The organism is Candidatus Symbiopectobacterium sp. 'North America' (assembly GCF_015762685.1).
Lineage (GTDB): Bacteria > Pseudomonadota > Gammaproteobacteria > Enterobacterales > Enterobacteriaceae > Symbiopectobacterium.
Window position 1 is genome coordinate 43125 of sequence record NZ_PEHF01000041.1, and the last position, 21255, is coordinate 64379.

Below are 21255 nucleotides of genomic sequence, written 5' to 3' on the forward strand. Positions count from 1 at the left end.
TTTACCTTGGTGGTCGTCGTATTATGAATTCTCTGTTTGCCAGCACGGCGCGTGGTCTGGAAGAACTGCTTAAAAGTGAACTTGAAGCGTTAGGTGCGCAGGAATGCAGCCTGGTTCAAGGCGGCGTGCATTTTCAGGGTGACGACCGTTTGATGTATCACAGCTTGCTGTGGAGCCGTCTGGCATCACGTATTTTATTGCCGCTCGGTGAATGCAAGGTCTACAGCGATCTCGATCTCTACCTCGGCGTTCAGGCCATTGACTGGACCTCCGTATTCTCGGTTGATAGCGCTTTTGTGGTTCATTTTACCGGCACTAACGACGAAATTCGTAATTCCCAGTACGGCGCACAGAAAGTGAAAGACGCCATTGTCGATAGCTTTGTGCGTAAAACCGGTCAGCGCCCTAACGTGGCCAAGCAGCAACCGGATATTCGCATCAATGTATTTCTGAAACGCGAGACGGCCAGCATTGCGCTGGATCTCAGCGGCGAAGGCTTGCATCAGCGCGGTTATCGTGAAGGCACTGGAGCTGCACCGTTGAAAGAAAACCTGGCGGCGGCCGTTGTGCTGCGCTCGGGTTGGCAGCCGGGTACGCCAATGATCGATCCGTTGTGCGGTTCCGGTACGTTGTTGATTGAGGCCGCCATGATGGCCGCCGATCGCGCACCGGGCTTGCGCCGCGATCATTGGGGATTCAGCGCCTGGCTGAACCATAACGCCGATTTGTGGCGTGACGTGGTGGCTGAGGTGCAGGTGAGGGCCAAACAAGGCCTGCAAACCACCACCTCCCGTTTTTACGGTTCAGACAACGATAGCCGGGTGATTGAGCTGGCGCGCGCCAATGCGCGCCGTGCTGGTGTCAGCGAATTGATAACTCTCTCGGTACAGGATGCGGTGCAACTGCGCAATCCGCTGCGGCAAGGTCCGACAGGAACAGTACTAAGTAACCCGCCTTACGGTGAGCGTCTGGAGAGTGAGCCTGCTCTGATCGCCTTGCACAATATGTTGGGCCGCAAGCTGAAAAGTGAGTTCGGTGGCTGGACGCTGTCGCTGTTCAATGCGTCACCGGAGCTGTTAACCAGCCTGCCGTTGCGTGCTGAACGTCAGTTTAAGGCCAAAAACGGGCCGCTGGATTGCGTACAGAAAAACTACCGGATCAGCGCTGCGCCTGACGCCTTGGCGGGTGAAGCCACTCCGCCGCTTGTCAGCGCTGAAGTGGCACCGGATTTTGCCAACCGTCTGCGCAAAAACTGCCGTAAACTGGAAAAATGGGCTAAGCAGCAAGGTATAGAATGCTACCGGCTGTATGACGCCGATCTGCCGGAATACAATGTGGCTATCGATCGCTATGGCAGTTGGGTGGTGGTGCAGGAATATGCGCCGCCGAAAACCGTCGATCCACAAAAAGCGCGCCAGCGCGTGTTTGATATTATCAACGCTACGTTGCACGTGTTGGAACTGCCTGCCAATCGCTTGGTGTTAAAAACCCGCGAACGGCAAAAGGGCAAAAGCCAGTATGAAAAACTGGCGCAGAAGGGCGATTTCCTGCTGATGCAGGAGTATAACGCCAAGCTGTTGGTAAATCTGACCGATTATCTTGATACCGGACTGTTTCTCGATCACCGTATCGCGCGCAAGATGCTGGGCGAAATGAGTAAAGGAAAAGACTTCCTGAACTTGTTCGCCTATACCGGCACGGCCAGCGTCCACGCAGGGTTGGGTGGTGCGCGCACCACCACCACGGTGGATATGTCGCGTACCTACCTAGAATGGGCGAAGAAAAACCTGAGCAGCAATGGTCTGGCAGGTCGTCAGCATCTTCTTATTCAGGGGGATTGCCTGACCTGGATGCAGGAAACGCGCGAACAGTTTGACCTGATTTTTATTGATCCGCCCACGTTCTCAAATTCGAAACGCATGGCCGATGCTTTTGACGTTCAACGCGACCATCTGGCGTTGATGAAAGATTTGCAGCGTATGCTGCGTCGAGGCGGTACCATTCTGTTTTCAAACAACAAACGCGGTTTCCAGATGGATCAGCCGGGCATTGCAGCCCTTGGGCTTCGCGCCACGGAAATCAGCGAGAAAACCCTTTCATTAGATTTTGCCCGCAATCGCCAGATCCATAACTGCTGGCTGCTGCGACACGCGGGCGAGGAAAAGTAAGTCATGTCATTAATTAGCGTCTCGGATGCCTGGCTGTCGTTCAGCGATGCGCCTTTACTTGATAACACCGAACTGCACATTGAAGAAAATGAACGAGTCTGCCTGGTAGGGCGTAACGGTGCGGGGAAATCGACCCTGCTGAAAATTCTGGCGCGCGAAGTGCGGCTGGACGATGGGCGTATTGTTTATGAGCAAGATCTGATCGTCTCCCGTTTGCAGCAAGATCCGCCGCGTGACGTAACGGGCAGCGTATTTGATTTTGTGGCAGAAGGGGTGGCCGAGCAGGCCGACTACCTGAAACGCTACCATGGAGCTTTGCGTCTGGTTGAACAGGATCCCAGCGATAAGAACCTCAACCAGCTGGCAGTACTTCAGGAAACGTTGGAAACCCAAGGGCTGTGGCAATTGGAAAATCGCATCCACGATGTGTTGGCCCAATTGGGACTGACAGCAGATGCGCCCTTGTCCTCGCTTTCTGGCGGCTGGCTGCGCAAGGCCGCACTGGGCCGTGCGTTGGTCAGTGGGCCGAAAGTCTTGCTGCTTGATGAACCGACCAACCACCTGGATATTGAAACCATCGACTGGCTGGAAGGTTTCCTCAAAACCTTCCAGGGCAGCATCGTTTTTATCTCCCATGACCGTTCCTTTATTCGCAACATGGCGACACGTATTGTCGATCTCGATCGTGGCAAACTGGTCTCCTTGCCCGGCAATTACGACAAGTATCTGCTGGGTAAAGAAGAAGCGTTGCGCGTGGAGGAGCTGCAAAATGCCGAGTTCGATTGCAAGCTGGCGCAGGAGGAAGTGTGGATCCGTCAGGGCATCAAGGCGTGTTGCACGCGTAACGAAGGTCGAGTGCGTGCGCTGAAAGCGATGCGTCAGGAGCGTTCACAGCGTCGCGAAGTGTGGGCTCTGCCAAAATGCAGGTTGAAGAAGCGGCTCGTTCCGGCAAAATCGTGTTCGAACTGGAAAACGTCGATTATCGCATCGGTGATAAAAATCTGGTGCGGGGATTCTCTGCCCAGGTGTTGCGCGGTGACAAGATAGCGCTGGTCGGGCCAAACGGCTGCGGCAAGACCACGCTGTTGAAACTACTGTTGGGCGATCTGCAAGCGACGCACGGTCGCGTTCACTGCGGCACCAAGTTGGAAGTAGCCTATTTTGATCAGCACCGCGCGGAGCTCGATCCTGAGCGCACCGTGATGGATAACCTGGCCGAAGGCAAACAGGAACTGATGGTTAACGGCCGTTCTCGCCATGTGTTGGGCTACCTGCAAGATTTCCTGTTCCATCCCAAACGGGCAATGACGCCGGTAAAAGCCCTGTCAGGCGGTGAACGTAACCGACTGCTGCTGGCGCGTTTGTTCCTCAAACCCAGCAACTTGTTGATTCTTGACGAACCGACTAACGACCTTGATGTGGAAACGCTGGAACTGTTGGAAGAGTTGATCGACAGCTATCAAGGCACTGTGCTGCTGGTGAGCCACGACCGTCAATTTGTGGATAACTCGGTCACCGAGTGCTGGATTTTCGAAGGGGATGGACGTATTAACCGCTATGTTGGTGGTTATTATGATGCACAGCAGCAGCGCGCTGAAACGGTGCCATTGCGTAAATCCGTGCCTGCGGCGGCGGAAAAGTCAGCAGAGAGTAAAGAGACCGTTCAGAGCGCACCCAGCGCTAAACGTCAAACCGGTAAACTCAGTTATAACCAGCAGCGCGAACTGGAGCAGTTACCCCAGAAACTCGAACAATTGGAACAGTCCATTGCGGCGTTACAAGCGCAAATGAACGATGCTGATTTCTTTACCCGTCCGCGTGATGAAACGCAAAAGGTATTGAATGCATTGGCAGAAGCGGAGCAGGAGCTGGAAGTGTCCTTTGAGCGCAGGGAAGCGTTGGAAACGCAGAAAAACGGCTAACGTTGGGTATACTACCAACAGGTAGATGCCTTCTGATGGTAACCACGCGTACGATATACCGTGCCGTGGGAACACGAGCCTTCTGCAGGTAACGGCGGCGGCGCGCCTGACCGGGGTGCCGCGCGGCGAAAGATAAAGGAGGCGGAGCGTGTGCAATCATAATGCAAGGCATGACGACTACATGTTGTGCCCCCAGTGCGACATGCTGGTGGAGTTACCCATCCCTGATGCATGGGCAAAAGGCGGTGTGTCCGCGCTGTAAATCAACCTTGGCCAACCGCCAGAATCAGGCGCGCCAGCGCTCCATCGGTTTTGCCTTCAGCGCCTTGCTGATGCTGGCGTTGGCGAATGCCTTTCCTTTTGTTTATATGCGCGTGGCGGGCATTACTAGTGAGATCTCGCTGTTTGAGATCCCGCAGGTGATGGTGTCCGATAATTACGCCAGCGTCGCCTTTCTGTTTATGCTGTTTGTTCAAGTGATCCCGGCGATTTCCATGGTGATGGTTATCCTGTTGTCGCTGCGCAGCTCCATGTCAGCACGGATAAAACGGTTGATGGCAACCTGGCTCTTCTGGCTAAAAAGCTGGGGAATGGCCGAAATTTTTCTCTCTGGCGTGCTGGTGAGCTTTGTGAAGCTGATGTCTTATGGTGAAATTGGCGTCGGCACTGGCTTTGTGCCTTATGTACTGTTTTGTTTGCTGCAACTATTGGCCTATCAAAGTCTGGATCGGCGCAGCGTGTGGAATGATGTAGCGCCTGCGCCACCGTTACCCTTTGTACTGCAGACCGGACGATCGGGTTTGGCACAAGGGCTGCTCTCCTGCACCTGCTGTACAGCGATATTGCCTGCCGATCAGTGGGAATGTCCGCGTTGTCATCGCCACGGCCATGCGCGACGTAAAAATAGCCTGCAATGGACGCTGGCGCTGCTGTTAACCTCAGTGCTGCTTTATGTTCCCTCGAACCTGCTGCCGATCATGATTACCGAAGCGTTGGGGAGTAGTGAAACCTCCACCATTATGTCGGGGGTGATTCTGCTGTGGGGGATGGGGTCTTATCCGGTGGCGCTGGTGATCTTCATTGCCAGTATTATGGTGCCATCGCTTAAAATGCTGGCGCTGGCGTGGTTGTGTTGGAGTTCGGCGGGTAATGGACGTCAGGACAATGAACGTCTGCACGTGGTATATGAAATGGTGGAATTTGTCGGTCGCTGGTCGATGATCGACGTGTTTGTCATTGCTGTACTGTCTGCCATGGTGCGCATCGGCCAGTTAATGAGTGTATACCCGGCAATCGGCGCGGTGTTGTTCGCGCTGGTGGTCATTTTCACCATGTTTGCCGCCATGACGTTTGATCCCCGTTTGTTGTGGGATCGCCAGCGTGATAATGATCAAGAGGGATCAGCCATTGGCGAAAAATAATTATTCTGTCGCAAACGTAGAAGCGATTAAACGCTGGTCGCCCGTATGGATTGTGCCCATTGTGACGGTGCTGATCGGAGCCTGGATTTTATTTTACCATTTCAGTCACCTGGGGCCTCAGATCACGCTAACGACGCAGAGTGCCGAAGGGATTGTGGTCGGTAAAACCACCATCAAAAGCCGCAGTGTGGACGTCGGCGTGGTGGAAAGCGTGGTGTTGAGTGAAGACCTGCGCCAGGTGGAGATTGTGGCTCGCTTGCATTCCGGTATGGGCAAGTTACTGCGCCATGATTCTGTGTTCTGGGTGGTGAAACCGCAGATTGGCCGAGAAGGGGTTTCCGGGCTAGGAACCCTGCTGTCCGGCGCGTTTATTGAACTTCAGCCGGGGGTTAGCGGTGAAGCACGTAGTGAATTTGCGTTGCTGGATTCGCCGCCGCTGGCACCACCGCATGCCAAAGGGATTCGCATTTTGCTCGACAGCGAACGTTCGGGCCAACTGAACGCAGGCGATCCGGTATTGTTTCGCGGCTACCGTGTCGGTTCGGTTGAAACCAGCGAGTTCGATACCAAGGCGCGCCAAATGCGCTATCAGCTGTTTATTACCGCACCTTACGACAGTCTGGTGACCAGCAATGTCCGTTTCTGGAAAGACAGCGGCATTACGCTGGATATGTCAGCGCAGGGGATGCGGGTGGAAATGGGATCGTTGACCACCTTGTTCAGTGGCGGCGTTAGCTTTGACGTGCCAGCCGGTTGGGATCTGGGTGAACGAGTGCAGGATCGTGCGCAATATCAGCTGTTTGATAACGAACGTAGTATTCAGGATTCGCTCTACACGGAGTACAAAGAATATGTGATGTTCTTTGATGAATCCATCCGTGGATTGCAGGTGGGGGCACCGATGGAATTCCGTGGCATTCGTCTGGGAACTGTCGCCCAAGCGCCGTTGGTGACGACCAACTTCAAGCAGGATATTAACATGGAGTATCGCATTCCGGTGCTGATCCGCGTTGAACCTGCACGTTTTGAAAAGATCATCGGTAAGCAGTTTGATTACCAGAAACAACTCGCCGACGCACAGGCTATGGGGCTGCGTGCCTCATTGAAAACGGCTAACCTGCTGACCGGTGCCTTGTTTATCGATCTCGACTTTTATCCGAAAGCACGTGGTAACAGTACAGGACCGCTGCGAGTGGTTGATGGGTATCCGGTGTTGCCAACCATGGGCGGCGGTTTGTCGCAAATCCAGCAAAAACTGATGGCGGTGTTGGATAAGATCAACGACCTGCCGTTAACGCCAATGGTGAGCGAAGCGACCAAAACGCTGACAGAGAGCCAGTCAACACTACGTGAGTTGAAAAAGACGCTCGCTTCGTTAAACCAGATAACCTCCAGCAAGGCGATGCAATCGCTGCCGCAGGACATGCAGCAAACGCTACAGGAGCTGAACCGCAGTATGCAAGGGTTACAGCCTGGCTCGCCGGCCTATAACCGATTGGTGGCGAATATGCAGCGTCTGGATCAGGTGTTAAGGGAGTTGCAACCGGTATTGCGCACGCTGAATGATAAAAGCAATGCACTGATCTTTCAGGCGCCTGAGAGCGAAGATCCCCAACCGAAGAGGGCGAAACCATGAGTAAAGGATGGCTGGTGGCAATGGCGTTGTTGTTGAGTGCATGCAGCAGTACAACGCCAAAAACCTATTACCAACTGCCGCAGCCGTCTGTGGCGACTGCGGGTAAAACGGATCTTACCGCGGCCCGCACGCTGTGGCTTTCCCACGTTGCGTTGGCGGATTATCTCAGTACGTCGGGTCTGGTTTACCAGACCAATGATGTGCGTTATGTCATTGCCAGCAATAACTTGTGGGCCAGCCCGTTGGAGCAGCAGTTGCAACAGACGCTGCAAAGCAGCCTGAATGCCGGGCTGCCGGGCTGGACGGTAAGTTCGCAACCCTTAGGTGCTGCACCCTCAGAACTGGCTGTTACCGTGAAAGCCTTCCACGGCCGCTACGATGGAAAAGCGGTGGTGCAAGGGGAGTGGACATTGCAACGCGGCGATCGACTGTTGCGCCAGCCGTTTAAGCTGGTGCTGCCAGTCAACGACGATGGTTATGATGCGTTGGTGACAACGCTGGCACAAGGTTGGCAGCAGTTTGCTCAATCCATTGCCGCGCAGATTCAACGCAGCGAGTAGCTGGCAGCGATAGGAAAATCTTATCTAACGTTATGTAATTTAAAAATTTATCGCTTATTTCCTGGCACTGTTTTTATGCATTTGCTTGCACGCAGTGCGCCATGATGGCGCACTGCGCCTTTATAAATAATCCCCCGGAAATGTCTTCTTCATAAATATCAATCTGTTATTTTTTGGCACAGATACTGCAATGTTAATCGCATAACATTATGACTGCGAATGACAGGGCACTAACATGCAGCAAGATGACGCTAATTCCGCTAACCCTGACGCCAATGTGCGCATTGATCTTATCGCACGCATCGAAGCGTCATTCAGTCAGCAGACCCCCAGCGGTAAGCGTGTTGCCGGTTGGTTGCTGAATAATCTGGCACAGATACCGTTTGAATCGGCGGATAGCATCGCCGGTTATACCGGTACGACGGGAATTACCGTGGGGCGCTATCTGCGCAAGCTGGGCTATCGCAATCTGGAGGATTTCAAAGCGAGTCTGCGCGCCGATGCGCTGGCCCCTTACCGCCCCTGGGGCGTCACCGACCGGTTGGATGCCTGGCAGCAGCAGCGTACCCTCTCGAATCGTCTCAGCCCCTCTCTGCGTCTGGAGGTTGATGCCATTCAGGACGTCTATCGCCTAGCGCAAACGGAGACTTTCGCTCGCATTAGTCAGCAATTGGCCGAGGCAGAAGCGGTGTTTATTCTCGGCATCCAATCTACGCGCGGCATTGCCAACGCGTTTTTTAGTCATCTTGAGTATTTGCTCCCCCGTGTGAGCTATGTCTATGGACTGTCTGGTACCTGGGTGGAGTCGCTCAATTCAGAACACCAACGCCCTTATGTGGTGGTGACCGACACTCGCGCCTATTCCACCGTGGCCCGACAGTATTGCCGCGCCGCCAGCGACCGGAAGATCCCGCTGGCGCTGGTTACCGATCTCTGGTGCCCCTGGGCGCGTGATTACCCGATGGATTTGCTGCAAGTCAAAACCGATACCGGCCATTTCTGGGATTCGCTGGCACCGATTACCTGCTTGTTCAACCTTCTGCTCTCTGCGGTGGTGGAGCAGCTAGGTGACAAGTTGTCGGCGAGGCTGGCGCTCAACCGCGCTTTGCAAACAGAATTTGGCCAATTTGAACAGTAAACAGGACAACACATGACGGGTGTTATCGACCTGGTGGATCTGGCGCAGACGCTACCCCAACTGATTATCGATATGAAATATGCCACGGCGGATAACCTGACTGGTCATCCCATTTATGCCGAAGCGCTTTGCCTGTTGCACCCGGATGCGGCACGGGGGACTGGCACGCAGTGTCGCTGTTGCCGAACAGAGCGGCTATCGGCTGCAACTTTACGATGCCTATCGTCCCCATGCGGCACAAATACGCCTATGGGATGCCTGTCCCGATCCGCGCTTTGTCGCCTCATTGGCGGTTGGTTCGTACCACAGTCGCGGCGTGGCGGTGGATGTCACTCTGCTGGATGAACAGGGCAAGGCGCTGGATATGGGCACCAGCTTCGATGAGATGAATGAAAAATCCTATGCGTGGTGTGCGGCGTTGCCCGTCGCCGTGCAACGTAACCGACTGCAACTCTATGCCGTGATGGCAGCGGGTGGCTTCGTCGGGATTGAAACGGAATGGTGGTATTTTGAATTGCCGAATGCTGACCGTTACCCGCTGTTGCCCGATCGGTTTGGTTGCACCTTGCCCAACCGTAGGACGGCTGTTTGATTGATGCGCGCTGCGCGAACCGTTTGACTATCACCAGGAGCTGAATCATGAAGACGCACCACACTGCATTGTTACGACCTCTGCTGTTAGCTACCGCAATGGCTGCCGTATTGCCTGCCTGGGCTGCGGTGCCGAAAGATATGCTGGTGATCGGCAAAGCCGCCGATCCACAAACGTTAGATCCTGCGGTCACTATCGATAATAACGACTGGACCATCACCTATCCCTGTTATAAACGGCTGGTGCAGTACAAAACGGCAAAGGCGCTACCGATGTGACCGGGGATTTGGACCTGAGTTGGGAAGCGTCTCCAGACCAAAAAACCTGGACCTTCAAACTCGATCCCAAGGCAAAATTTGCCGATGGCAGCGCTGCCAGCGCCGAGGCAGTCAAAATATCGTTTGAACGTCTGCTCAAGATCGGTCAGGGGCCCGCCGAAGCCTATCCCAGCGATTTGAAGGTTGAAGCAGTCGATGCGCATACCGTGCGCTTTACGCTGAGCGCACCCTTTGCGCCGTTCCTGTATACGTTTGCCAATGACGGTGCCTCTATTATTAACCCTGCGGTATTGAGCAAACACAGCGCCGATGACGGTAAGGGCTGGTTAGCGGAAAATACTGCCGGTTCCGGGCCTTATCAGGTCCAGCGTTGGCAGAAAGGCCAGCAGGTGGTGCTGGTGCCAAATCCCCACTACACCGGCAGCGCGCCCGCGTTTAAACGCGTTTCGGTCAAAATCATTGGTGAGAGTGCCACGCGCCGCCTGCAACTGGAGCGTGGGGATATTGATATTGCCGAGTTGCTACCGGTCGATCAGCTTGCCACGCTGAAGGCAAAAAACAGCGTGTCAGTACAGGAACACCCGTTGCTGCGCGTGACCTATCTCTATCTAAATAATGGCAAAGGACCATTGAGCCAGGTTGATCTGCGTCGTGCTGTCTCCTGGGCCACGGACTATCAGGGCATGGTGAAGGGGATACTTGGCGGAAACGGCAAGCAGATGCGTGGCCCGATCCCAGAAGGCATGTGGGGCTATGACAAAGATGCCATGCAGTACAGCTTGGACAACGAAAAAGCACAGGCGGCAATGAGCAAGGTAGCTCAAAAGCCACAGCAATTAACCTTCCTCTATTCGGATAACGATCCCTCCTGGGAACCCATTGCTATCTCAACCCAGGCAACGCTGAAATCGCTGGGGGTGAATGTCAGTCTGGAAAAACTGGCAAACGCCACCCTGCGCGAACGGGTTGGCAAGGGTGACTTTGATATTGCCATCGGTAACTGGAGCCCTGATTTCGCCGATCCGTACATGTTCATGAATTACTGGTTTGAATCCAACAAGAAAGGGTTACCGGGCAATCGTTCCTACTATGAAAACCCGGCGGTTGATGCGTTGCTGAAAAAGGCGATGGCCACCACCGACCAGACTGTGCGCACAGCGGACTACCAGCAGGCGCAGCGCATTGTGATTGATGAAGCCGCCTACGTTTATCTGTTCCAGAAAAACTATCAGGTGGCGATGAACGATGCGGTAAAAGGCTTTGTGTTCAACCCGATGCTGGAAAAGGTATTCAACATAGGCACGATGTCGAAATAAGTTCACTAGCGCAGCAGGCGGCGAGGCTCTGAGGATCGCCGCACGAAAATCAGCCCGATGCGACAACCGGTTTGGTGCCGCATTGCGTGGAGTAACACTATGACGTTCTGGAGTATTTTGCGGCAACGCTGCTGGGGATTGGTGCTGGTGGTGATGGGGGTTTGCGTCATCACCTTCATCATTTCGCATCTGATCCCCGGCGATCCTGCGCGTTTGCTGGCAGGCGATCGCGCCAATGATGACATTGTACGCCATATTCGCCAGCAGCTTGGGTTGGATCAACCGGTCTATGTGCAATTCTGGCGCTATGTTACAGCTCTTTTTTTCGGTGATTTGGGCACCTCGATTCGTACCGGGCGTCCGGTACTGGATGATATTCAGACCTTTTTCCCGGCCACGCTCGAACTGGCGTTTTGCTCTCTGTTGCTGGCGCTGGCAGCCAGTATTCCCCTTGGCGTGCTCTCCGCCGTCTATCGCGATCGCGGTTGGATCATGGCGTGCGGTTACTGGCGATCGGTGGGATATCCACGCCCGCGTTTTGGCTTGGGAGTTATCGTGCTGTTTTACGGGCATCTCGATCTGCTGCCCGGTGGTGGGCGGTTGGATGACTGGCTGGAGCCGCCCGCACATGTCACTGGATTCTACCTGATCGATAGCCTGTTGGCGGGTGACCATGAGGCTTTCTGGAATGCCTTGCAACATCTGATATTGCCGTCGTTCACGCTCTCGTTTGTCCATCTGGGTATCGTGGCGCGTCAGATTCGATCCGCCATGCTCGAGCAATTGAGTGAGGATTACATCCGTACCGCGCGGGCGAGTGGCTTAACCCCGTGGCGCATTGCCGTGTGTCACACGCTGCCCAACGCCTTGATCCCATCGGTGACTGTGTTAGGGCTGGCGTTGGGCGATCTGCTCTATGGCGCAGTGTTAACGGAAACCGTGTTCTCCTGGCCGGGCATGGGCGCTTACGTTGTGGCATCGATTCAGGCGCTGGACTTCCCGGCTGTGATGGGCTTTGCCGTAGTGGTGTCCATGGCTTATGTCGGGGTTAACCTGGTGGTGAATCTGCTCTATCTGTGGCTGGATCCACGAATTGGACGAGGAGAAGCGTGATGCATGTAACGCAACAACAAACTGCCCCGCTGCGCACACCGTCCCCGCGTATTGCCTATTGGCAAAAGCAGTGGTGGCTGGTCAAGCGTAGCCCGTTAACGCTATTGGGGGCCGCGATTATCGCGGTGATTGTACTGATGATGGTGTTTGCCCCTTGGCTGGCGCCTTACGATCCTAACGCTATCGATTTTTCTGCGCGATTGCAGCCGCCATCGTCAATACATTGGTTTGGCACCGATGAAGTGGGGCGCGATCTGTTTAGCCGCGTGGTGATGGGAAGTCAGCAATCCGTCGCTGGCGGGCTTGCCGTGGTGGCAATTGCTGCGGTTATCGGCTCGCTGCTTGGCTGTTTTTCAGGGGTATTAGGCGGCTTTGGTGATGCGGTGATCATGCGGGTTATGGACATTATGCTGTCGATCCCCTCATTGGTGCTTACCATGGCGCTGGTGGCGGCTTTGGGCCCCAGCTTGTTCAACGCCATGCTGGCGATTGCCATTGTGCGTATCCCGTTTTATGTCCGGTTGGCGCGCGTGCAAACGCTGGTGGTACAAGCATCGCTGGACATTGGCGCCGCGATTTTAATGCGGCCACGCTGGGTTTTATCGGATTGGGTGCGCAGCAACCGACGGCGGAGTGGGGCGCGATGGTCGCCAATGGACGCAGCTACGTGCTCGATCAGTGGTGGTACTGTGCGTTTCCCTGTATGGCGATTTTAATTACGGCGGTCGGCTTCAATCTGTTCGGTGACGGCGTGCGCGACCTGCTGGATCCGAAAACCTCAGGAGGGCACTGATGGACGATACCCTGTTGACGATTGATAATCTGGCGCTCAGTTTTCCGATTTATTGCGGTGAAGTTCACGCGCTTAATCAGGTCTCGTTGAGTGTAAAGCGTGGTGAAATTGTTGGCGTGGTCGGGGAATCTGGTTCCGGCAAGTCAGTAACTTCGATGCTGGTGATGCGGCTGCTCAGACCCGGGAGCTATAGCATCAATAGCGGCAGCATTACCCTGTTGGGGCAGGATATGCTCAATGCGTCGGAGCGCACTCTGCGCCATATGCGTGGTGCCAAGGTCGCCATGATCTTTCAGGAACCGATGACGGCACTGAACCCAACGCGCCGTGTCGGTGATTTGATGCGCGAAGTTATCCAACAGCATCAACCGCTGAATAAACGCGATGCACACGCCCATGCGTTGGTATTGCTCTCAGAAATGCAAATTTCTGATGCAGAGCAGGTGATGAAGCGTTATCCGTTTGAACTCTCAGGCGGAATGCGCCAGCGCGTAATGATTGCGCTGGCCTTTTCCTGCAATCCTGAATTGATCATTGCCGATGAGCCCACCACCGCGCTGGATGTGACGATGCAGCGTCAGGTGCTGCGCCTGTTAAAACAAAAGGCGCAGGAGCGCAGCACGGCAGTGTTGTTTATCAGTCACGATATGGCTGTTGTATCACAACTGTGCGATCGGCTGTATGTGATGTATGCCGGTACCGTTATTGAGAGCGGAGCCACACAGGCGGTGATCCAAGGTCCCTCCCATCCCTATTCTCAGGGGTTGTTACGCTGCGCACCGGATGATGCCATACCGCGTGCTGTGCTGCCGGCTATCCCTGGCACTGTGCCTAATTTATCGCAGTTGCCCGAAGGCTGCGCGTTTCGTCCGCGCTGTACGGCAGCGACAGAACGCTGCTATCAACGCCCTGAATTGCATACGCTGGCAGCATCTTCCCAGCAGGTTGCCTGCTGGAATCCTCAGAGGGAGGTGGAAAATGAATGACGCCTTATTGACGCTGCGTGATGTACACGTTTGTTTCCCGGCAAAGCGTAACTGGCGTGGCAAGGTGGTTGAGCAAGTCCATGCGCTTAACGGCCTCGATCTGACGATTAACGATGGTGAAACCTTGGGCGTGGTCGGCGAGTCCGGCTGCGGGAAAAGCACCTTGTCACAGGTATTGATGGGGATGTTATCGCCCTCACAGAGTGAGTGCGAGCGAGCGCGCTCACCGGGCTCGTGGCTGGCAAACGGAATGCAAATGGTGTTTCAGGACCCACTGTCATCGCTCGATCCGCGACTGCCCGTGTGGCGCACTATCACAGAGCCGGTTTGGTTGCAGGGGCACGGCAGTGAAACGGAACTCAGAGCGCTGGCCTGCGAGTTGGCGACGTTGGTGGGCATTCGTCATGAATATCTTGACCGTTTGCCCCATGCGTTTTCCGGCGGTCAGCGCCAGCGTATCGCCATTGCGCGTGCGCTTTCGGCACAGCCGGATATCATTTTATTGGACGAACCCACGTCAGCGTTGGATATTTCTGTTCAGGCACAAATTCTGAATTTACTGGTGATGCTACAGCGACAGCGTAAGCTTACCTACGTGCTGATATCGCATAATATTTCGGTTATTCGTCACATGAGCGATCGTGTCGCCGTCATGTATTTAGGGCAAATCGTTGAATTAGGCACGGCGCACAGTGTCCTGAACCAGCCGCGCCATCCCTATACCCGTTTGTTGCTGGAGTCGGTTCCTCGGCTTGACAGGCCGTTATTGCAACAGGCCGGAGAAGCGATGAAAACCGGCGAATTACCCAGTAATCGACGGTTACCGCAGGGCTGCTTTTTTCGAGAACGTTGCCCTTATGCGAGCGCTGATTGTGGGCAGTCCCAATTACTGACGCCGCTAAATGAAACCGATGGCGTACGCTGTTGGCGTGCGGCCGCAGGCTTGTAAGAATATTCCTGTTTTCTCGGGTTCCAAGAAAAGAATAGCAAGCTCTTTTTTTTCTGTGGGGTAAAAATCTTAGGAAAAGCTTCCCGAAGATCAACCGTTATGCGCACAGGAGATAACGTTCGCTGCGAAGCATATAGCATTAATGTGACAGGATAGTGAATTTTTAGCCTTGACCTTCGTGCCCAGAATCGCTATTGATACCCTGTAGGTGCTCGAAAAGCAGTCACTGTTTTCTTTCCACCAGATGAACAATGAGGGAAATTAGGCATGAAGAGACAGAAACGAGATCGTTTGGAACGGGCGCAATCGCGCGGCTATCAAGCAGGACTTTCCGGAAAGTCGAAGGAACTTTGTCCTTATCAATCTATTAATGCCCGCTCTGAATGGTTGGGAGGCTGGCGGCAAGCCATGGAGGACAGGGTGGTTACCGCGTAGTCTCCTTTTGTACCGGTCTCATTGATTTGTCCTAAATGACCTCCGCACATTTGCGGATGTTTTTGCTTTTAAAGCAAGCCACAGGATATACAACGTGTCGCGCAGCGAAGTGTGGTAAGTCAAGGCGCGCAGACAGAAGATATTTTGTCGCATAGCGACGAATCAACAGCATGCTATTAAATGAGAAAGGAAACGGTCAAGAGAACGGCATTTTTTGTGAATAGCTTATTCTTAGCAATATTGATGCTCAGTCGTGCGGGTATCGATATTCCAAACGGAATGTCCCCCCACGGCAGTGAATGTATTTTTTGCAGTGCATTCGCGCTCTGCGCAACAAGCCGTATTTGCAATTTATGAGTCAGAGCAGACAAGCGTAGGATTATTGCAAAAACAAAACGCCCCTGAGAAATCAGGGGCGTTTTGTTTTTTATCTGGCGGTGAGGGAGGGATTCGAATCTTCGATACGTTTTCACGTATACACACTTTCCAGGCGTGCTCCTTCAGCAACTCGGACACCTCACCGGATTGTTCGCCATCAGTATGCTGCGGCGACGGGCGCTAATCTAGGTAAATTGCTGGGCAGCGTCAATGAGTTTATGCAACAAAATGCGCGTTTAGCTAAACTTAATGCAATCTGCTGATTTATTGACCTATTTTAGTTTAAATAGGGCGCTATCAGTGTGTTAAATTTTCGTTATGGCTGCGGCGCAGGCTGCCAGTGTCAGTGTCAGTGTCAGTGAGAAATGGTATGCTGACGGTGAAATGCCTAGCCAGGAGAGACCATGTATCCCGTCGATTTACATATGCATACTGTCGCCAGTACCCACGCCTACAGCACCCTACATGATTATATCGCAGAGGCTAAACGGAAAAACATCCGCCTGTTTGCAATCACCGATCATGGTCCAGACATGGCTGATGCGCAGCACTATTGGCACTTTATGAATATGCGTTTGTGGCCGCGATTGGTGGATGGCGTCGGCATCCTGCGCGGTATTGAATCCAATATCAAAAACCGTCAGGGCGACATTGACTGTACCGGGATCATGCTGGAGCAAATGGACGTGGTCATTGCCGGGTTTCATGAACCGGTTCTGCCACCGCAGGATCTTGTTACTCACACCGAGGCGCTGATTGCCACCATGGCCAGTGGCAATGTGCATATCATCAGTCATCCAGGCAACCCAAAATATCAGATTGATATTGCCGCCGTAGCGCAAGCCGCAGCGCACTATGACGTAGCGCTTGAGTTGAATAATACCTCGTTTATGCATTCACGCAAGGGCAGTGGACCCAACTGTCGCGCCATTGCTGAGGCGGTACGTGATGCGGGCTGGAGGCTAGCGTTTGGCTATGATTTCCATATAGCGTTCACATTGGGCGATTTTACTCACTGCGAAAGTATTGTGCAGGAAATTGATTTTCCGCAAGAGCGTATACTGAATGTGAGCCCGCGCCGCGTTTTAGATTTTCTGGAACAACGAGGTCGCCCTGCGATTGCAGAATTGGCGGCTTTGTAATTATCTAGTGACGTTGTCACTTAATCGCCATAATAACAACAGGTATGACATGAACGAATTCTCATTGGTATGCCGGCTGCTCGGTACGCTGTTTAATCGGGCCCCTGACGATGCCGTGGTGACCCCTTTGTTGACCATGATTGAACAGGGCAAACTCAAGCCACACTGGCCGCTTAATCAGGATGCTTTGCTGGAGCGTATGCAGCAGAGCGTTGATCTCAGCGCATTAACTGCCGATTATCACGCGCTATTTATTGAACAGGGCGGTGCGGTTTCCTCCTGGCGCTCTTCCTATGTCGAGAATGAGGAAGAAGACGCTGTTCGCGTTTTTCTACAACAGCGCGGCATGCCGCTCAAAGAAGGCGCTGTTGACCATTTTGGCGCGTTGCTGCTGGCTGCATCATGGCTTGAGGATCAGGCAGGGGAAGATGAAAATGCCGCGCAGTTGGCCCTGTTTGACGAGTTTTTGCTGCCGTGGAGCGATCGGTTTCTTGGTAAAGTAGAAAGTCACGCCACCACGGCATTTTACCGCACGCTGGCACTGCTAACATGCGAGGCGCGAGAAGATTTGGTGGAAGAAGAGGGCGATGAGGACGCGCAGGAGAGTCCAGACGCGTAAATCGATGCATCAGGGCGGGGAAACCTGCCCTGATATACACGTCATACTTCAAGTTGCATGTGCGTTGGCCGCACTCGTTATTCGGCCCATCCCTGGGCCTCACCTCTTACGAGGCCGCCGCACGCGGCGTTCAAATCTGCTCCCTGCAGATTTGTCACCCGAATCACTTACTTGTGTAAGCTCATCGGGATTCACTCACTTGCCGCCTTCCCGCAACTCGAATTATTTAGGTTATAAAAGTTCAATCGGTCAACTGAATGGCAATTTGACCCGGTTTTACCTCAATACCTTTTGCCAGTTTTTTGGCTAAGGCTTCCGTTTTGCTATTTTCATCACTCAGCACATAGGCTGGTTTCTGATCAAAATAGTTCTTCAATGCCTGATTTAAATAGGGCGTCAGGGTTTTGAACACGGTATCCATCTTCTCTGGTGTCACTTGATAATCCACCAGCTCCATCTCTTTGAGGTAAATGGCGCTGTTAGTTTTATCAAACACCGGTTGTGCTTTCAGCGTAAGCACGGCATCCGCTGACTGGGCACCCAGCAACGAACTGATGTCCACCTTGGCATGGCCTGACAGGGTGACTTTACCCGGTTCAGCACGTCCGATCTGGCTGCTGAGATCGTTCAACACGATGGTGGCATCGACTACGCCTGGAATGCCGATCTGTTTTTTAAAATCATTGTGTTTTTGCAGATAACGGTTTACATCTTGCTCGCTAAGAGAATATTGCGTGAGCCGATCGCAGCCACTAACAAGTAACGTCAGCGCCACTGCGGCAATGGCTGCTATCCCTGATTTTTTCATTGATGTTCCTCTGCACGTGCTGTGTTTCTGAAGTATGGCTGTTTAACGATAGAAAGGGTGCCTTGAGCTTAGCAGAAAATCTGCGGGGCTAATGGGCGAAGATATACACTGCCTTATTAGCCCCAGTTTAGCTATCAGATAGCGCTGAAAGCACAGAAATTGCCAGTTAGCGCTAGCGTTAACCTTAATGCTCTCCCAGCATGGCCGGCGCTATCTTACGCAGATTGAACTGCCAATACAGGGTTGCCAGCGTGAGTAAACCGATAATGCCTAACATAAACCACGGCAGTTCTGGCATATGAAGCCTATGCCCGGTATCAAACAACCACCCGCCGCCGCTATAGACCAGCGCGCCTCCCAGCGCCAGCCCCAGACAGCTGAATCCCATGTAACTTCCGCGCGCACGCGTATCCGCCAGTGACGCGCTTAACGTTTCACGGGCGGGTTAAGCGATAATCGATCCCATGTAAAACAGGCTGATAAGCATCAGCAGCGTCGGCAGCGTGGTTGTCATGCCGATGGGAAACAGGCTGAGCGTCATGATAAACAGGCCTGCCATGAGACGCTGTTCCAGACGGAAGCGTTTTTCACTCCAGCGCGCAATCGGATAGAGCAAGCTGAGCGATAGCGTGGCTTCAATCGCATACATCCATTTCACCGCCGAGGGTGTGCCCGCAATCTCATTGACCATGATCGGGAGCATTAACAGAACCTGCACGCCGAGCATGTAGTAGCCGGTGAGCGTCAGCACATAAATCAGAAAGCGTCGATCGCGAATGACGCGCAGCAGGCCTTCTGAAATCGGCGCTCGCACGGTCGAGATACGATAGGCGGGCAACAGCCAGGCGTTCAATGCCGCCGCCAGTACGAACCAACACTCGACGGTAAAGTCATATTGCAGCAACCAACTGCCAATCAGCGCACCGATAACCGCCCCGGCACTGTCTTGCATCATTAGTAATGAGTAGAAGCGGCCACGTTCCTGCGGACGAACTAGCTTTACCACCAGTGCGGTGCGCGGAGGATCGAACAGCGTGCCGCCCAGGCCAGAGAGCGCGCAGGAGAGCCAAAGCAGCCAGGGTTCGGTGGCGATAGCCATAAAAACAAAACCGGCGGCGCGTAACAACATGCCGGTGATGATCATCGGTTTGGCACCAAACCTGTCGGCAATGGCACCGCCAAAAACACCTAATCCCTGTTGAATAAACTGACGTAATCCGAGAGCGATGCCCACCAGTAAGGCCGCCCAACCCAGATCGTCAACAAAGCGTATGGAAATTAGCGGGAATACTACAAAAAAAACCAGAACCACCAGCATATTGTCTAATAAAAGGAAATATTTGCCGAGACTCCGAGCTTGTGACATCAGAGGCATGTTTCACCACAAGAGAAATAAGAAAGAGTTACAACACGTCTATTTTGTACCCTAATCAGATGGCAAGATAGTCTTTACAGAACAATATTTTTTTATCGTTTCGGGCGTCTGCGATGGCAACCTGAATGACTTTTTTTTAACCAAAATACGGCGATATTGGCGTAATTGCGTAATAAGTCACCGCAGGAAGTTTTACGCCAGAGAATTGATGCGGTTATAGTAGCGAGTATCGACGTTTTTCGTGGTCAGGCGTGTGGTTCCCTGTTGGGGGCTGGTTTTCCAGTTAAACCTGTACTGCAAATTATCGCGATAAATTTTTCTTATCGAACAACGAAAAAAACGAGGCAGAGATGTTTGGCTATCGTTCAACCCCGGCACGGGTATACATGACAACGGACAGACTGGTCGTGCGTTTAGCCCACGAGCGTGATGCCTGGCGTCTGGCGGAATACTATGCGGAGAATCGTGATTTTTTAAAACCCTGGGAGCCGGTGCGCGATGCCAGCCATTGTTATCCTTCAGGCTGGCAAGCGCGGCTTAGTGTGATCAACGACATGTATAAGCAAGGGGCCGCTTATTACTTCTTGCTACTCGATCCGAATGAAAATGAGGTGCGTGGGGTTGCCAATTTCAGTAACGTCCTGCGTGGCTCCTTCCACGCGTGCTATCTGGGTTATTCGCTCGGCGAGAAATGGCAGGGGCAGGGCATGATGTATGAAGCCTTACAGCCTGCGCTGCGCTATATGCAGCGCCAACAGCACATGCATCGAATTATGGCCAACTACATGCCGCACAATCAGCGTAGCGGTAATCTGCTGACGCGACTGGGCTTTGAACGTGAGGGCTATGCTAAAAAATACTTGTTAATCGACGGTACCTGGCAGGATCACGTTCTGACTGCCTTGACGAATGAACAATGGACGCCTCAACGATAGGAGCCCAGAGAATGAAATATCAGTTTGATGCCAAAGCGTTGCGCGTGGTGGGCTGTTTGTTGGAAAAACAGATCACCACACCCGAACAGTACCCCATGTCGCTAAATGGCGTGGTAACGGCCTGCAATCAGAAAACCAACCGCGAGCCAGTGTTGGAGCTGAGTGAGAGCGAGGTTCAACAAACGCTCGATATGCTGGTTAAAAAGCACGTCGTCAAAACCCTCAGCGGCTTTGGTAATCGCGTGATGAAGTATGAGCACCGGTTTTGCAACTCTGAATTCGGCGATCTGAAGTTTTCCTCCGCAGAAGTGGCACTGGTCACGACGCTGTTGCTGAGCGGGGCGCAAACGCCGGGTGAATTGCGCACTCGAGCGGCGTGCTTGCATGAATTTGCGGATGTCGATGAAGTCGAACAGACGCTGACACTGTTGCAAATGCGGGAAGATGGCCCCTTTGTGGCGCGTTTGGCGCGCGAGCCGGGTAAGCGGGAGCACTGGTTTATGCACCTGTTTGGCGATGATGAACCCGTTGCATCCGCCACTGACAGAGCAGAAGATCGCATGTCGGATGACACGACGGATCTCGCGCAGCGTGTGCTGGAGCAAGACGTGGCCGAATTAAAAAAGCAATTGGCGCACTTGCTGTCGCAACAACCCTGAGTATTGTCCGAGGGAATGGCTCCCTGACTGAA

Annotated in this window: 12 protein-coding genes, 1 tRNA gene and 7 pseudogenes; 17 read left to right on the forward strand and 3 right to left on the reverse strand. The window is 53.4% G+C overall.

What is annotated here, in order from left to right; genetic code table 11:
• Positions 1-23 precede the first annotated feature (23 nt).
• The 13 genes and pseudogenes from rlmKL (at position 24) to rmf (ending at position 15307) form a co-directional block, all read left to right on the forward strand.
• Positions 24-2168: a bifunctional 23S rRNA (guanine(2069)-N(7))-methyltransferase RlmK/23S rRNA (guanine(2445)-N(2))-methyltransferase RlmL gene (gene rlmKL / locus CS369_RS09580; protein ID WP_196906896.1), complete on the forward strand. Its 2145-nt coding sequence runs from the start codon at positions 24-26 to the stop codon at positions 2166-2168.
• Between the two features lie 3 nt (positions 2169-2171).
• Positions 2172-4090, forward strand: a pseudogene (locus CS369_RS09585) (ABC transporter ATP-binding protein).
• A 181-nt stretch (positions 4091-4271) separates the two neighbouring features.
• Positions 4272-5511 (forward strand): annotated as a pseudogene (gene pqiA / locus CS369_RS09590) (membrane integrity-associated transporter subunit PqiA).
• A complete protein-coding gene (gene pqiB, locus CS369_RS09595; RefSeq protein WP_196906898.1) occupies positions 5498-7147 on the forward strand; it encodes an intermembrane transport protein PqiB in 1650 nt (549 codons plus the stop codon). Before pqiA ends, pqiB begins: the two are co-directional and overlap by 14 nt.
• Complete coding sequence (pqiC, locus tag CS369_RS09600) at positions 7144-7707, forward strand: membrane integrity-associated transporter subunit PqiC (RefSeq protein ID WP_196906899.1); 564 nt, start codon at positions 7144-7146, stop codon at positions 7705-7707. Before pqiB ends, pqiC begins: the two co-directional genes overlap by 4 nt.
• Before the next feature lie 235 nt (positions 7708-7942).
• On the forward strand, positions 7943-8845 hold the full coding sequence (locus CS369_RS09605; RefSeq protein ID WP_196906900.1) for a MurR/RpiR family transcriptional regulator: 903 nt from the start codon (positions 7943-7945) through the stop codon (positions 8843-8845).
• A gap of 12 nt (positions 8846-8857) precedes the next feature.
• Positions 8858-9437, forward strand: a pseudogene (ddpX, locus tag CS369_RS09610) (D-alanyl-D-alanine dipeptidase).
• A gap of 47 nt (positions 9438-9484) precedes the next feature.
• Positions 9485-11031: pseudogene (locus CS369_RS09615) on the forward strand (ABC transporter substrate-binding protein).
• Positions 11032-11130: 99 nt separating this feature from the next.
• A pseudogene (locus CS369_RS09620) lies at positions 11131-12144 on the forward strand (ABC transporter permease).
• Positions 12144-12937 (forward strand): annotated as a pseudogene (locus tag CS369_RS09625) (ABC transporter permease subunit). Before CS369_RS09620 ends, CS369_RS09625 begins: the two co-directional pseudogenes overlap by 1 nt.
• Positions 12937-13923 (forward strand): ABC transporter ATP-binding protein, encoded by a 987-nt coding sequence (locus tag CS369_RS09630; protein ID WP_196906901.1) that lies wholly within the window; start codon positions 12937-12939, stop codon positions 13921-13923. Before CS369_RS09625 ends, CS369_RS09630 begins: the two are co-directional and overlap by 1 nt.
• Entirely contained in the window at positions 13916-14872 is a 957-nt protein-coding gene (locus CS369_RS09635; protein WP_196906902.1) for an ABC transporter ATP-binding protein, read from the forward strand. Before CS369_RS09630 ends, CS369_RS09635 begins: the two co-directional genes overlap by 8 nt.
• A 267-nt stretch (positions 14873-15139) precedes the next feature.
• Entirely contained in the window at positions 15140-15307 is a 168-nt protein-coding gene (rmf, locus tag CS369_RS09640) for a ribosome modulation factor (protein WP_196906903.1), read from the forward strand.
• A 432-nt stretch (positions 15308-15739) separates the two neighbouring features.
• Here rmf and CS369_RS09645 read toward each other — a convergent pair.
• Positions 15740-15829 (reverse strand) — tRNA-Ser (locus tag CS369_RS09645).
• Between the two features lie 260 nt (positions 15830-16089).
• Between CS369_RS09645 and CS369_RS09650 the strand changes: the two genes are divergently transcribed.
• Together CS369_RS09650 and CS369_RS09655 are read left to right on the forward strand one after the other, a co-directional pair.
• The gene (locus CS369_RS09650) at positions 16090-16827 is read left to right on the forward strand and encodes a phosphatase (protein WP_196906904.1); all 738 of its coding nucleotides are present in this window, start codon (positions 16090-16092) and stop codon (positions 16825-16827) included.
• Between the two features lie 49 nt (positions 16828-16876).
• A complete protein-coding gene (locus tag CS369_RS09655) occupies positions 16877-17446 on the forward strand; it encodes a molecular chaperone (protein WP_196906905.1) in 570 nt (189 codons plus the stop codon).
• Positions 17447-17687: 241 nt separating this feature from the next.
• On the opposite strand, the gene CS369_RS09660 is transcribed toward CS369_RS09655, so the two are convergent.
• Together CS369_RS09660 and mdtH are read right to left on the reverse strand one after the other, a co-directional pair.
• Complete coding sequence (locus CS369_RS09660; protein ID WP_196906906.1) at positions 17688-18254, reverse strand: lipoprotein; 567 nt, start codon at positions 18252-18254, stop codon at positions 17688-17690.
• A gap of 184 nt (positions 18255-18438) precedes the next feature.
• Positions 18439-19629 (reverse strand): annotated as a pseudogene (gene mdtH, locus CS369_RS09665) (multidrug efflux MFS transporter MdtH).
• A 350-nt stretch (positions 19630-19979) separates the two neighbouring features.
• Between mdtH and rimJ the strand changes: the two are divergent.
• Positions 19980-20564 (forward strand): ribosomal protein S5-alanine N-acetyltransferase, encoded by a 585-nt coding sequence (gene rimJ / locus CS369_RS09670; protein WP_196906907.1) that lies wholly within the window; start codon positions 19980-19982, stop codon positions 20562-20564.
• Positions 20565-20575: 11 nt separating this feature from the next.
• Positions 20576-21223 (forward strand): DUF480 domain-containing protein, encoded by a 648-nt coding sequence (locus CS369_RS09675; protein ID WP_196906908.1) that lies wholly within the window; start codon positions 20576-20578, stop codon positions 21221-21223.
• Positions 21224-21255: the final 32 nt, after the last annotated feature.

Bases quoted from the DNA above. Each gene is read 5' to 3' on its own strand.
- CS369_RS09605 (WP_196906900.1), top strand. From the start codon at position 7,943: ATGCAGCAAGATGACGCTAATTCCGCTAACCCTGACGCCAATGTGCGC.
- CS369_RS09655 (WP_196906905.1), top strand. From the start codon at position 16,877: ATGAACGAATTCTCATTGGTATGCCGGCTGCTCGGTACGCTGTTTAAT.
- pqiC (WP_196906899.1), top strand. From the start codon at position 7,144: ATGAGTAAAGGATGGCTGGTGGCAATGGCGTTGTTGTTGAGTGCATGC.
- CS369_RS09630 (WP_196906901.1), top strand. From the start codon at position 12,937: ATGGACGATACCCTGTTGACGATTGATAATCTGGCGCTCAGTTTTCCG.
- CS369_RS09635 (WP_196906902.1), top strand. From the start codon at position 13,916: ATGAATGACGCCTTATTGACGCTGCGTGATGTACACGTTTGTTTCCCG.
- CS369_RS09660 (WP_196906906.1), bottom strand. From the start codon at position 18,254: ATGAAAAAATCAGGGATAGCAGCCATTGCCGCAGTGGCGCTGACGTTA.
- rlmKL (WP_196906896.1), top strand. From the start codon at position 24: ATGAATTCTCTGTTTGCCAGCACGGCGCGTGGTCTGGAAGAACTGCTT.
- CS369_RS09675 (WP_196906908.1), top strand. From the start codon at position 20,576: ATGAAATATCAGTTTGATGCCAAAGCGTTGCGCGTGGTGGGCTGTTTG.
- rimJ (WP_196906907.1), top strand. From the start codon at position 19,980: ATGTTTGGCTATCGTTCAACCCCGGCACGGGTATACATGACAACGGAC.
- rmf (WP_196906903.1), top strand. From the start codon at position 15,140: ATGAAGAGACAGAAACGAGATCGTTTGGAACGGGCGCAATCGCGCGGC.
- CS369_RS09650 (WP_196906904.1), top strand. From the start codon at position 16,090: ATGTATCCCGTCGATTTACATATGCATACTGTCGCCAGTACCCACGCC.